Raw genomic sequence first — 12335 nt, 5'->3', positions numbered from 1 at the left:
ACCATGCGGACGATCTCGTCCTTGTGCTCCTGGGTGAAATGCCGCCTCTGTCGTGCCAACGGCCTTCCTTTCCGGTTCTCTCCCCAACTCTAGTTGGGGCCCTGTCCGGAAGATCCGGGGCACCTCAGACCTCCGAGCTGGATGAGATCGCGTTCTACACCTGGGACGACGCCGCAGACCGCTTCCCCGGCCACACCGCCGCCCGCATCCCCGCCGCCCGTCAAGCCCGCAACGATCAACGCACCATCTACCTGCCCCAGCGCTGACGACCACGAAGAGCACCAGCCGGACAAAAGTCTTTAGCTTGGCGTTCAACCTCGTTTCGAGCCCCGGTCTGGCCACGACTTCACACCGACCGAGAAATGGCCTCCGGCCTGCAGCAAACGCAGCCGGAGGTCCGATCTGGTGTCACCGTCCGCAGTGGACTTCTTCGCGTGCCCCCTCAGATCGGTCAACGGCGCACCCGATAGCGTAGGTGAAGCACCCGGTTGCCCTGAATCACCACGTCAGGTTCCTCCAACAGGTGCTGTGCGGCGACCGACCCGAAGTAGCGCTTGCCGGACCCGAACACCACGGGTACGACGTCCATGCGCACCTCGTCGACCAGACCTGCGGCAAGCACCTGGCCACCGACGTCGCCAGCGGCGACCTCGACCATGCGGTCACCCGCAAGCCGCTGCGCCTTGGCCACGGCTGCCTCGACGCCGTCGACGAAGTGAAACGGCGCCTCGGGGTCCCAGCCCTCGGGCTCCGGCCGGTGCGTCACGACGACCACGTGGTCGATCCCGCCCGGAGGCTTCCCGTCCCAGCCGTCCGTCATGTCGAAGACGTGGCGGCCGACGATCGTGACTCCGATCTGGTCCCAGTACGGCCGGGTGTAGTCGTAGGACGTCTGCGACACCTTCACCTCGCCGCTCTCGTCCAACGGGACGTCACCGCTGGACAACCAGTCGAACAGCGGTCCGGGCTGGTCATTCTCGTCCGCGACGAAGCCGTCCACCGACACCGAGCTGTACATGACCACCTTGCCCACGGGGCTCTCCTCTGCTTTGGGGTGCCCCAAATTAGCGTGTCGTGAGCTGTCGCTCTTGTAAGAAATCAATCGGCCGGCAGCGGCCAGCCGTCCATTACGTGGCCGGGATGTTCGCGCAGGAACCGCCGCCGGACTTCGACGTACCGGGTCGGCGTGAGCCCGGTGAACGCCCGGAACTCGTGGCCGAAGTGGGCCTGGTCGAAGTAGCCTGCGCCACCGGCGAGGTCGCCCCAGTCGATCGGTTCGGCGGGGTTGATCGCGAACACGGTGGCGGCGAAGCGGTAGGTGCGGGCGAGCCGCTTCGGCGTGACGCCGATGAGCTCCTTGAACCGCTGTGCCAGATGAGTGCTGCTGACACCGGCTGCCACGCTCAGGTCGCCGATCGCCACCGCCCCGCTGGTCGCTGCGATGACGTTGCTCGTATGACGGACCAGCCCCAGGCCGGCGGTCTCGCACAGCCGTCGCATCAGCTCCTCCTCGAGCAGCGTCAGCATCTCGTGCGGTCCGTCCGCCGTGGCCATCCGGTCTCGCAGCTCAGCAATGGCGGGCCGGCCCCAAACCTGCTCTACCGTCACCGGCCGGTCACACAGCTCGGCCGCGGGCATCGGCAGGAACGGCGCCAGCCCCCACGGCTTGATGTGCACGCCGACGGACCGGGTCCGGAGTGGGTAGCAGAACTCCAACGCGCGGGTGGGCATGGTGACCACGCAGCCGTCGGCGTACTCGGCCGTCTCGATGTCGGTGCCGGCGCGGATGCGGAACGGTGCCCCGAGGTTGACGATGAGCAACGCCGCCGGCATCGGCGGCAGCGTCAGCCGGGCGTACGGCGACGCACCCTCCAGGTAGTAGAGGTCGTCGATCAGCCCGTCCAGCGGCGGTCGCGGCACTCTGGACACGTACTCCACGCGCACAGTATCGCCGACGCCCCGCCGGCATCGCGCGCGGGAATGCGGCGCCGACACCGCGTGAACAGCTTCGTGGCATCGACAACAAGATCTCCACACTCCAGAACGCTCGGTCCGTGCTCGCTGATCTTCTCGCCGCCACAGAACGCCCGGTCAATTGGCGATCAACCGCATAACGGGATTCCTGCTCCACGCGGAGGGAATGGCCGCTAGCGAAGGCAGGCCCCAGTTGATCATGAGCGCAGCCCTTGGTCGATGCTTCCTCTTGCGACAGAAGGAAGTTCGACCCAAGGGCTGCCGGGGTTAGTGTGCATGACGACGGGCGCGAAGGCGCGCTCGGGGAGCTGGCGGCTTTTCGCCAGGAGTTCTACCACTGCCTCACCACGCGGGCGGATGCGTTGTTCGAGCTGGCCGAGGCGGTGCTGTGCACCGACGGCCTGGTAGGTCGCTGGTCGGGTTGCCGCCGGCGCCCGAGCACCGCGGGCCAGTGGCGGAATGGAGATCCTCGTGGTGCTCGACGCCGGATGCGACGCTCCCCGTATCGCATACCTGCTGGGTGATCTGCCGGTGCAGGTCCTCGACCGGATGCGGTCGGACCGTGTGCTGCGGCGATCAACCCCGGCCCGCGTTTACGACCCCCAGGGTGGTCGGCCGCCCAAGAACGGCGGCGAGTTCATCTTCGGCGACCCCGCCACCTGGGCCACTGAGCAGGCGGCGACGGTCACCGACACCCGCCTCTACGGCACCGCGACCGCACGGGCCTGGGATCGGCCGCATCCACGGCTGACACGGCGACCGGCATGGGCCGACCACGAGGGACCGCTGCCGATCATCGAAGGCACCGTGATCCGGCTCCGGGTCGACCACCTGCCCGGCGGCGGTGACCCGAAACCGGTGTGGCTGTGGTGGTCCCGAACCGACGCCTCCGAGGCAGACGTCGACCGCTGCTGGCAGGCGTTCCTGCGCCGATTCGATATCGAGCACACGTTCCGCCTGTTCAAAGCAAAACCCTCGGATGGACCGCCCCCAAGCTGTGCGACCCCGAGGCCGCCGACCGCTGGACCTGGATCGTCATCGCCGCCCACGTCCAACTCCGGCTGGCCCGGCCCTTGGCCGCCGACCTGCGCCGCCCGTGGGAGAAACCCTTGCCAGCCAATAAACTCACCCCCGCCAGGGTCCGCCGCGGGTTCCGGAAACGAGGTCTGATGACGTGTGCTCCCGTGTGAACCCGTCTGGGGTCGCGTGAGAGGGTGCAGGTCGCTAACGAACGACTAACAGACGATCAAGAGGCCGGTCCCGGGCTCTCCGGAACCGGTCCCGTGACCTGCTATTTCGTGTCGGGACGGCGGGATTTGAACCCACGACCCCTTGACCCCCAGAAACTGGCAGGTCGAAGGTACGTTCGACCGATGCAGGATGCGCGGCCCGTAGACGTTCGCTGACGTCCGGCCAGAACCGCCCCAGTTGCTGTACTTCTCGGCTGTACTCCAGCCGTCGCGCAAGGCCCTGGCTTGGGAGCGGAGGTAGACGGAGGCGGCGTCCCACACCCTCGCGTACGTGCTACGAGAACCCCAACAGGCCTCGCAGGTCTTTGGCCTCTGTGGTGAGACGTTCTTCCGGGATTGTCGGCTCCGACCCATCTTGTGGGAGCAGCGGGAAGGGCCTACCGGGTGTCGGATCGTTCGCGGCATACCTTGGCACAAGGTGAGTGTGCAAATGAGGGAGACTGTTTCCGAGTGTCTCGTAATTCATCTTGAGAGGCCGGTAATGCTGCGCTAGAGCATGAGCGACCTTCAAGACGTCGAGCCAGTAGGAAGAAGCCTCCTGTTCGCTCAATTCGTACGGCTCTGTCACATGACGTCCGCGCCATATAACGAGCGTATACCCTCGCTGGATGTTAGCTCTCTGTAGAACCGCATCCGTATTTTCGCTAGCAAAAATACGCATACCATAGATGTCGCTGTCAAGCCTATCGGACTCGCACATCTCGCACCCTACGCCACGCGTGAGGTCACTCCAATTCGAAGGCCACTGTTTCGTCATCGTGCAATGTCCCCCTCGGACCATTCATACGCGAATTCGTGTCGATCGCCTACGTAGAGGTCTTCTGCCACCTGCAGCGTACGGCCGTCCCTGTCGTAGTCCACATCCCACATTCGCACTATGGGGACACCTGGGCTGAGGTCGAGGAGTTCGGCCTCACCGGGGGTTGGCATACGCGCTTGGAAGACTTCAATGCCACGGAAAAAACGGTGTCCGAGGCTCTCGATGAATTCGTCAGGACCTTCCGGCAGTGGGTCAGGTGACTCTAGGCGCGTGTTCTCGGCAACCCAGAGCGGATAATAGCTCGTCGAGATCACGGCCGGAATGTCATCTAGCATCTGAAGTCTTTTGCGGATCACGACTTCCTGGTCCTGAGGAATTTGCAGCCATGCAGCGGCCTCTGGGGAGACTCGCGCCCGGCCGACTTCTAGCATTCGGCGGGACGGTACCTGCCCGTGGTCGATCGCCTGGACGTCGAAAATCGGCTTGCCTGAGGATCGATGGACCGCGTGACGTCGTGCGGCGGAGATTCGCCGCAGCGGGGGGCGATCTCGAACGAATGTTCCACGTCCAAATTCGGTTCGGACTAGACCTTCTGAACGTAGAAGGGAAATCGCCTTACTGGCCGTGCTTTTCGAAGTCGAATATTGCTCGATCAATTCTCGCTCTGAGGGCAGGATGGCCCTGGGAGGGAGTTCGCCGGACAGGATTGCCTGCCGCAGGTCGGCCGCGATCTGCCGACTCAGAGATAGACGCTCGGTCATCAGTGCACCTCCCGGACCTCCGACACTACAGGCCCCCCTAGAGAGATCTCCGCAGGGTGGCTGGTCACGTCCCGTCACGGGCACCGACGAACTTCGGCGACCCTCTTGACAATCCTCCCTAGGGAGGAGCATGGTCCAGATAACCACCCTAGGGAGGTTGCCCTAGGGGGCAACGAGGGAGCCCTGACGGGGTGGCCGCCCCGTCAGGGCCGTGCACCGGATGATTGGAGTCCTCACGATGCAAGGTCAGGCTATCCCTCAGGTCTTCAGGCCGGGGTTGACCAAGCTGCTGTACACCATCGCCGAGACCCGGGTGTTGCTGTCGCTCAGCAAGACCGTGGTCTACGAGCAGCTCAACGCCGGGCGGTTGCGCTCGGTGCACCAGGGACGCACCCGTCTCATCCCGGCGACCGCGATTCTGGAGTACGTCGCGCTACTGGAACGCGAGTCCGCGGTGGACTCGCCGGCGGGCGGGCCAGCCGACACCGAGCCGGGCCAGGACGCGCCCTCGTGGTCGGTCGGCTCTGGCGGGGGCAGCGCGCCGCGCATGGACGACTCGTTCCTGCGCGTGCACCTGTGGCGGTCCACCGGATGCCACGACCAGTCGTGGGAGCTGTGATGGCTGGCCGCGGCAACACCCTCCAGGGCACAGCACCCGGGCGGGCCCGGGCGGGGGAGATGCAGGCGGCGATGGCCGAGGCGGGCCTGAGCGGCTTGTCCTACGGGCAGCTGGCGGTGGCGCTGGCTGCTTCGGACATGCCCGACCAGCGCCAGGACGACGTTCCGGCCGAGTGGCTGGCCAAGTGGGCCCGGCAGGGCGTTGACCGGCTCAGCGTGCGAGGTGTGCGGGAGCTGGACGAGTGCTCCATCCGGGTCAACCTCGCCTTCCTCGACGGGCACCTGACGCGGGCCGGACACGCCGCGCTGGTCCGCCAGATGTGGGGTTCGAACCGGCGCCGCCAGCTCAGCCATGACCTGGCCTGCCGTGCTGGTCACTGGCCGGGCGGCGGCCGGTGAGCGCGGCGAGCAGGATCGAGTGGACCGAGGCCAGCTGGAACCCCACGACCGGATGCGACCGCGTCTCGGCCGGGTGTGACAACTGCTACGCGCTCACCATGGCAAAGCGCCTCAAGGCCATGGGGCAGCCCCGCTATCAGGCCGATGGTGACCCGCGCACCTCCGGGCCTGGGTTCGGTCTCACCCTTCACCCCGAGGCGCTGGACCAGCCCTACCGGTGGCGCAAGCCCCGCCGGGTGTTCGTCAACTCCATGTCGGACCTGTTCCACGCCCGGGTGCCGGTGGGGTTTCTGACCCGCGTGTTCGAGGTGATGGCAGACAACCCGCGGCACACCTTCCAGATCCTCACCAAACGAGCCTCGCGGCTGCCGCGTATCGCGCACCGGTTGCCGTGGCCGCCGAATGTGCACCTGGGCGTGTCCGTCGAGAACGCTGGCCAGGCCCGCCGCGTCGAGGCCCTGCGCCAGGTCCCCGCCGCCGTCCGCTGGGTGTCGGCCGAGCCATTGCTGGGGCCGCTCGGCGCGCTCGACCTGACCGGGATCTCCTGGATCGTGATCGGCGGCGAGTCGGGCCCCGGCGCCCGGCCCATGGACCCCCGGTGGGTCCGCGACCTCATCGGGCAGGCCCGCCAGAGCCAGGCCGCCCCGTTCGTCAAGCAGCTCGGCTCGGTGTGGGCACGCCAGGCGGGAGCCGACCCCAAGGGCGGCGACTGGCGCCACTGGCCCGCACCCCTCCGCGTCCGCGAGTACCCGGGTGAGCCGTCGTGTTCCACCGCGGCCGGACGCTACTCCTCTGGAAGGGACCGGTAATGGATCACCTGGACGAGACCACCGACCGGCCGACCGGCTCCGACGATGACCGCCCGGCCGCCCGCCAGAGTGCGGCGGCGCCCGGGCTGCCCGGGGTCGGGCGGATCGCCCTGGGCAAGCGCGGTGAGCTGGCCTGCAAGGCCGTTCTAGTGGTGGTGGGTGCTCTGTACGTGGTGCTGATGTGGGTGTCCTACACCAACGCCCGCACGGCGCTGCTGGAGGCAGGGGAGCCTAGGCATCTGGCGGAGCTGCTCCCGCTGGGCTTCGACGTCGCCGGCACCGTTCTGGTGGCGCTGTCACTGGTGCTGGCCGTCAAGGAGTCGCGCGGCCAGCTGGTCACCCGGGTCTACGGGATCGTGCTGGTGGTGGTCAGCGCCGGAATCGGCGCCTGGTACGGGCACGCGGTCGGCGGCGGCTGGTTCACCTGGTTCGTGGCCGCGCACGCGCTGATGGCGGTCACCCTTGCCGTCTTCGCCGAAAGCGTGGCCTGGCTGCTGCGGGCTCGAATCGACGCCGCTATTGGCGTGGAACGCGTCCCGATGCTGCTGTGCGCGACCAATCCCGGCGCATGGCGTGAGGCGAACATGTACCGGCTGCGGCACCGCTCCCCGGTCTCTTCCGCCCTGGTGCTGCGATCGGAGAAGATCAAGGCGGTTTCCCGAGTGGTGGAAGCCGCCCAAGAGGACGCCGGATATAAGGGCGCGAAAGCCAAGAAGGTGCGGGCGGCGATCATGCGGGCGTGCCGGGACGGAACCCTGCCCGTCGAGGCGATCGAACGCGCCTGCGAAAGCGAAGACGGCTTGGACGAGGACGCCTCCCGCCGTCTGCTGGTCGATGCCGCCAAGGCGATGATGGCCAGCACCGCGACCGATGCCATTTTCGGTACCGACCCCCTGACCGAACTACTCGGCGGGCAGGGTGAGAACGATCCGAGGGCGATCCGGGAACGATTCGTACCTGAGCTGAGCTGGGGCGATACCCGAAACGGGAACGATCCGGGAACGATCCGGGGAACCGCCGGAAAGATTCTGGAACGCGGCCACAGTCTCAGCGACGAGCGCATGTCGAGCATTGTCGCCGCCATCGAAGAAGGCACCGGAAAACCCATGACGCTTTCTGAGATCGCCTACGCGCTGAGCATCAGTAAGACGAGGGCGATAACGATCCGGAATATCACTCCGAAAGTTAAGCAGAACGGCAACGCACGCCACCGGTAACCCTCCCTGCGGCCCCCTGTGCGGGGGTCTGACGCGCCCGAAAGAGTCCGCCAGACCCCCGCACTCCCAGCCCAGAGCCACGCCGCTTTCCTCACCTGCACCAAACGCACATGAAAGGTGCCCGCATGCCCTCAGAGGATGCGCCGACGCCCGACCGCCCGAGCCTGAGCGTCGGCTCCGGCCCGGAAACCATCCGCGTCCTGAAGGCCGAACTCGCGCGCGGGACGCTGCCCGACACCTACGTCTCGGCCGGGTCCCTGGTGCACATGGAGACCATCTCCGGCGGGCAGACGTCCCCGGCCGCCGACGAAGACTCGCCGCTGCCGGTCACCGCCAGCCCGATCACCCCGGCCACCCTGGCCGGGCTGCTGGCCGAACACGCCTACGTCTACCGGCTCCGGACCCGCAAGACCGGCAAGGCCGACCGAGAGATGGAGTTCTACGAGGAGGAGGTCACCCCGCCCCGCGACATCCTGGCCTCGGTGCTGGCAGGCAAGACCTGGCCCGGCCTGGCGCCGCTGCGCGGCGTCATCGGAGCCCCGGTCCTGCGCCGGGACGGCACCCTTCTCCAAGCCCCCGGGTACGACCCTGCCACCGGCCTGTATCTGGCATCCAAGGTCGCGCTGCCGACCGTCCCGGACGAGCCCACCGCCGAACAGGTGGCCGCCGCCCGCGACTTCATCCTCAACCGGTTCCTGTCCGACTTCCCCTGGTCCAGTGCCGCTGACCGGGCGAACTACCTCGCGCTGCTGGTCACCCCGATCCTGCGGCACTTCACCCGCTCTCTGACCCCGTTCGCGCTGATCGACGCGACCATGCCCGCCTCGGGCAAGTCCATCCTGACCGGCGGACCCGGGATGCTCTACGGGCAGCGCGTCGTCCCGTGGGCCTACACCGAGGAGGAACTTCGCAAGTCCATCACCGCCGTGCTGGCCGAACAGGTCGGCGTGGTGGTGTGGGACAACCTCGCCGAAGGCACCGTTATCGACTCCGCCACGCTGGCCCTGCTGGTCACGGTCGGGGTGTGGTCAGACCGCCAGCTGGGCGCGTCGCGCAACATCGCCACCGTCAACGACCGGCTGTGGATGGCCACTGGCAACAACCTCCAGGTCGGCGGGGACATGGCGTCGCGGACGGTGCGGGTGCACCTGGACCCTGACATGCCCCGGCCCGAGCAACGCGACCAGTCCCGGTTCGGGATCCCGCACCTGGACCAGTGGATCACCGTGCCCTCGAATCAGCTCACGGTGCTGTGGCATCTCCTGGTCCTGGTGCTCGACTGGACCGGCGACGGGGCGCCGCGCGCGGGCAAGGTCTCGATGCGGCAGTTCACCCCGTGGGCGCAAGCCCTGGGCGGGTTCCTGGCCCACCACGGCATAGACGGCTTCCTGGCCAACGCCGCCGAGGTGCGCGGCATCGACGAGGACGAAACCCGCTGGCACGCGTTCATGGCCTGCTGGCACGGTCTGCACGGCGACCGGCGCATGACCGCCGCCGAGCTGCGCAACTCCGGCGAGCCCGACCGCATCGGCTTCAAGGAACAGGACCGGTGGGACGGCCAGTTCATCACCACCCACACCGGCCGCCTGCCCAACGCGCTGTCGTTGGGGCGGCTGCTCGCCGGCCAGGTCGGGCGGTGGCGCGGCGACTACGTCATCCGATCCGGCAAGCACGAGCGCGGCAACCGGAACGTGTTCTGGGTCGAGCACCACCACGACGGAGGGCCGGATGCGTGACCGGTCCCGGAACCCGCTGAAACATCTCGGCATCTCGGCATCTCGGCAGATCTGCCCCCTACCTGCACAAACACTTGCCGAGATAGAACCCACCTCCGAAGGTCTATCTCGGCATCTCGGCACCGGTTGCCGAGATAGCCCCGGTTTGCCGAGATAGACCGAGAGCCCGCACCGCTATCTCGGCACGCATCACCGCAGCTCAGGAGCGTATTTGCCGAGATGCCGGGCTGCCGAGATGGTTTCGCCCCCCGCGCGCAGAGCGCAGCAGCATCCCCTCTCCCTCCCCCTGGGGTGCACCCCAAAGGGGATGCCTCAGCAACACCGGCCCCGACCCACCCTCACCACGGCGGGAGGCGACGCGTCGCGCCTGCAGAGCCGACGCGTCGCCCCCGGCCGGAAAGGACACCCGTGAACGCCCCGACACCCGACCAGCTCACCGCCGCCGCGCTGGACTGCGCCGCCCGCGGCTGGCACGTCTTCCCCGTCACCCCCGGCGGGAAGCGGCCCGCCTTCCACAGGGAAGCACTCTGCCCCCGGACCGGACCCTGCGCCGGCGGCCACCTCAAGCCCGAGCAGCGCGCCACCCTCGACCCGGACCGCATCCGCCGCTGCTGGACGGCCGGGCCCTACAACATCGGCATCGCCACCGGCCCCTCCGGCCTGGTCGTCCTCGACCTCGACAAGCCCAAGCCCGGCGAGACCGCCCCGGCCGAGTGGGACCGGCCCGGCATCAACGACGGCGCCGACGTCTTTGCCGCGCTCTGCGAGCAGGCCGCCCAGCCGTTCCCGTTCGAGACCTTCGCCACCATCACCCGGCGCGGCGGCTGGCACCTGTACTTCACCGCCCCGCCCGGCCTGCGGCTGGGCAACACCACCGGCCGCCAGCGCAACGGGCTGGGCTGGTGCATCGACACCCGCGCCCACGGCGGCTACGTCCTCGCGTCTGGCAGCCACGTCGCCCTCCCCGACGGGACCGGCCCCTACCGCACCGTCCACGACGTCCCCCCGGCACCGCTCCCGGCCTGGCTGACCGACCGCCTCAACGCCGCCCCGCAACCCACGCCTGCACCCCCCCTGGAGTGCAGCCCCAACCCGGCCGGGCGTGTCAGTGACACGACCGCCTACGCCCATGCGGCACTCCAGGAGGAGGCCCAGCGGGTCAAGGTCGCCGTCACCGGCGGCCGCAACCACGCACTCAACAAAGCCGCCTACCACCTCGGCCAGCTAGTCGGCGCGGGCGCACTCGCCCACGACCACGCATACGACGCCCTATGGCACGCCGCCAGCGTCCACTTCGGCCCCCTCCACCACGACATGAGCCCCGACGAAGCCCACGCCACCATCACCTCCGGACTCACCGCCGGAACCCGCAACCCCCGCCAACTCCACCCCGGAAAGGCCGCCTAAATGAACGCCCTGACACCCGACCAGCACACCACCGCCGCGACCGCCTTGCTAGTGAGTCCCCCCAGGGGGGATCGCCAGTGACCCGCCGCGCGAACGGGGAAGGCTCGATCTTCCCGTACCGCAACGGCTACGCCGCCTACGTGTGGGTGACCACGCCAGCGGGGGAGCGCAAGAAGCGGTGGGTCTATGGAAAAGCGCGCGACGTCGTCCACGACAAGTACGTAAAGCTGCTCAACGAGGCGAAGCAACGGCCGATCGCCACGACGGTGCCGACCGTCGAGAAGTACCTGACGTACTGGCTCAGCGAGGTAATCGAGCCGAACCGCGAAGCTCAGACCTACGCGCAGTACGAGACCCTCGCGCGGCTGTACGTCATCCCCGCACTAGGGCGAAAGCGCCTTGATCGGCTGACCGTCCGGGACGTCCAAGCGTGGGTGAATAGGCTGCCCAAGACGTGCAGGTGCTGTGCACTGGGCAAGGATGCTGCCAGGCCGGAACGGCACTCGGACCCGCGCAAGCGGCGCAGATGTTGTGCGATCGGACGGTGCTGCAAGGCCTATCCGAGCCGTCGCACGATCCAGGCCGCGAGAAACACGCTGCGCGCCGCGCTCACACATGCCCAAACCGAAGAAATTCTCTCGCGCAACGTCGCTCGCATGGTCAAGCTGCCGACGATGCGCAAGCGGGTGCGCGGCAAAGCGTCCTGGAGCGTGGAAGAAGCCCGCGCATTCCTCGAATCAGCCCGAACTGAGAATGACCCGCTGTATGCCGCGTGGGTGCTGATCCTGGTCATGGGCCTCCGCAAGGGCGAAGTGCTCGGCTTGCGGTGGGAAGACATCGACATGGACGCAGGGGAGTTGACCGTCAGCATGCAGCTTCAGCGCGTGCGCGGCCAGCTCGTACACAAGGAGCGGACCAAGACCGAGGATTCGACCGGCGTCATGCCGCTACCCGCCATCTGCATCACAGCCCTACTGCTCCGCCAGGAACGCCAGAAGGCCGAAAGCGCCGCACGTGACGAGCGGTGGACCGGCAAGGGACTTGTCTTCACCACGCGCCCGGGACGCCCCATTGAGCCGCGGAACGTCAATCGCAGCTTCGCCTACCGGTGCGACCGCGCCAGCGTCCGCCCCATCCGGGTACACGACACGCGGCACACCTGCGGGCGACTCCTGGCCGCGCTGGAGGTTCACCCTCGGACGGCGATGCAGATTCTCCGCCACAGCCAGATCAGCATCACGATGGAGGTCTACACGGAGGTGCCGACCGAAGTCACCAGAGAGGCTCTCATGCGTCTAGGGGAGCGGTTGACTGGGCACTGATGGGCTCAAGTCCAGCATGCGCGGCACCGGGTGGCCGTAACTGGCCCGTCCAGTGCCGTGCATGCTCTTCAGTCGACCCATT

The 12335-nt window shown here is 67.8% G+C and carries 12 protein-coding genes and 1 pseudogene; 9 read left to right on the top strand and 4 right to left on the bottom strand.

Annotated features, from left to right (window positions below; all coding sequences use genetic code 11):
- Nucleotides 1–266 (top strand): hypothetical protein (locus ACTWPP_RS38435; RefSeq protein ID WP_443109364.1); only part of this gene is annotated, 266 nt, incomplete at its 5' end.
- 185 nt (nucleotides 267–451) lie between these two features.
- Here the strand turns inward: ACTWPP_RS38435 and ACTWPP_RS38430 are convergent.
- A complete protein-coding gene (locus tag ACTWPP_RS38430; protein ID WP_443109363.1) occupies nucleotides 452–1033 on the bottom strand; it encodes a dihydrofolate reductase family protein in 582 nt (193 codons plus the stop codon).
- 65 nt (nucleotides 1034–1098) lie between these two features.
- The gene (locus ACTWPP_RS38425; RefSeq protein WP_443109362.1) at nucleotides 1099–1938 is read right to left on the bottom strand and encodes a helix-turn-helix domain-containing protein; all 840 of its coding nucleotides are present in this window, start codon (nucleotides 1936–1938) and stop codon (nucleotides 1099–1101) included.
- Nucleotides 1939–2430: 492 nt separating this feature from the next.
- Here ACTWPP_RS38425 and ACTWPP_RS38420 point away from each other — a divergent pair.
- A pseudogene (locus tag ACTWPP_RS38420) lies at nucleotides 2431–3144 on the top strand (transposase); the annotation flags it as partial.
- 354 nt (nucleotides 3145–3498) lie between these two features.
- On the opposite strand, the gene ACTWPP_RS38415 reads toward ACTWPP_RS38420, so the two are convergent.
- Together ACTWPP_RS38415 and ACTWPP_RS38410 are read right to left on the bottom strand one after the other, a co-directional pair.
- On the bottom strand, nucleotides 3499–3885 hold the full coding sequence (locus ACTWPP_RS38415; RefSeq protein ID WP_443109368.1) for an HIT family protein: 387 nt from the start codon (nucleotides 3883–3885) through the stop codon (nucleotides 3499–3501).
- A gap of 92 nt (nucleotides 3886–3977) precedes the next feature.
- The gene (locus ACTWPP_RS38410; protein ID WP_443109361.1) at nucleotides 3978–4745 is read right to left on the bottom strand and encodes a GntR family transcriptional regulator; all 768 of its coding nucleotides are present in this window, start codon (nucleotides 4743–4745) and stop codon (nucleotides 3978–3980) included.
- Between the two features lie 277 nt (nucleotides 4746–5022).
- Between ACTWPP_RS38410 and ACTWPP_RS38405 the strand changes: the two genes are divergently transcribed.
- The 7 genes from ACTWPP_RS38405 to ACTWPP_RS38375 all read left to right on the top strand — a co-directional run bounded on the left by ACTWPP_RS38405 (nucleotide 5023) and on the right by ACTWPP_RS38375 (nucleotide 12253).
- A complete protein-coding gene (locus ACTWPP_RS38405; RefSeq protein ID WP_443109360.1) occupies nucleotides 5023–5364 on the top strand; it encodes a helix-turn-helix domain-containing protein in 342 nt (113 codons plus the stop codon).
- A complete protein-coding gene (locus tag ACTWPP_RS38400) occupies nucleotides 5364–5762 on the top strand; it encodes a hypothetical protein (RefSeq protein WP_443109359.1) in 399 nt (132 codons plus the stop codon). The genes ACTWPP_RS38405 and ACTWPP_RS38400 overlap by 1 nt, the downstream gene beginning before the upstream one ends.
- On the top strand, nucleotides 5759–6571 hold the full coding sequence (locus ACTWPP_RS38395) for a DUF5131 family protein (protein ID WP_443109358.1): 813 nt from the start codon (nucleotides 5759–5761) through the stop codon (nucleotides 6569–6571). The genes ACTWPP_RS38400 and ACTWPP_RS38395 overlap by 4 nt, the downstream gene beginning before the upstream one ends.
- Nucleotides 6571–7788, top strand: coding sequence for a hypothetical protein (locus ACTWPP_RS38390; protein ID WP_443109357.1), 1218 nt, complete (start codon nucleotides 6571–6573; stop codon nucleotides 7786–7788). Before ACTWPP_RS38395 ends, ACTWPP_RS38390 begins: the two co-directional genes overlap by 1 nt.
- A 125-nt stretch (nucleotides 7789–7913) precedes the next feature.
- A complete protein-coding gene (locus tag ACTWPP_RS38385; RefSeq protein ID WP_443109356.1) occupies nucleotides 7914–9524 on the top strand; it encodes a hypothetical protein in 1611 nt (536 codons plus the stop codon).
- A 408-nt stretch (nucleotides 9525–9932) separates the two neighbouring features.
- Nucleotides 9933–10931, top strand: a complete 999-nt coding sequence (locus ACTWPP_RS38380; RefSeq protein ID WP_443109355.1) for a bifunctional DNA primase/polymerase — start codon at nucleotides 9933–9935, stop codon at nucleotides 10929–10931.
- A 77-nt stretch (nucleotides 10932–11008) separates the two neighbouring features.
- Entirely contained in the window at nucleotides 11009–12253 is a 1245-nt protein-coding gene (locus ACTWPP_RS38375; protein ID WP_443109354.1) for a site-specific integrase, read from the top strand.
- Nucleotides 12254–12335: the final 82 nt, after the last annotated feature.

It is taken from the genome of Actinomadura sp. 3N407 (assembly GCF_052245875.1).
In the GTDB taxonomy this organism is placed as follows: Bacteria; Actinomycetota; Actinomycetes; order Streptosporangiales; family Streptosporangiaceae; genus Spirillospora.
Note: the sequence above shows the minus strand (reverse complement) of the source record. Positions and strands in the feature narration are given on the sequence as shown.

What these genes read in the sequence shown, in the direction of transcription:
- ACTWPP_RS38415 (WP_443109368.1), bottom strand. Translation starts at nt 3,885, where the DNA reads ATGCGTATTTTTGCTAGCGAAAATACGGATGCGGTTCTACAGAGAGCT.
- ACTWPP_RS38410 (WP_443109361.1), bottom strand. Translation starts at nt 4,745, where the DNA reads ATGACCGAGCGTCTATCTCTGAGTCGGCAGATCGCGGCCGACCTGCGG.
- ACTWPP_RS38400 (WP_443109359.1), top strand. Translation starts at nt 5,364, where the DNA reads ATGGCTGGCCGCGGCAACACCCTCCAGGGCACAGCACCCGGGCGGGCC.
- ACTWPP_RS38390 (WP_443109357.1), top strand. Translation starts at nt 6,571, where the DNA reads ATGGATCACCTGGACGAGACCACCGACCGGCCGACCGGCTCCGACGAT.
- ACTWPP_RS38385 (WP_443109356.1), top strand. Translation starts at nt 7,914, where the DNA reads ATGCCCTCAGAGGATGCGCCGACGCCCGACCGCCCGAGCCTGAGCGTC.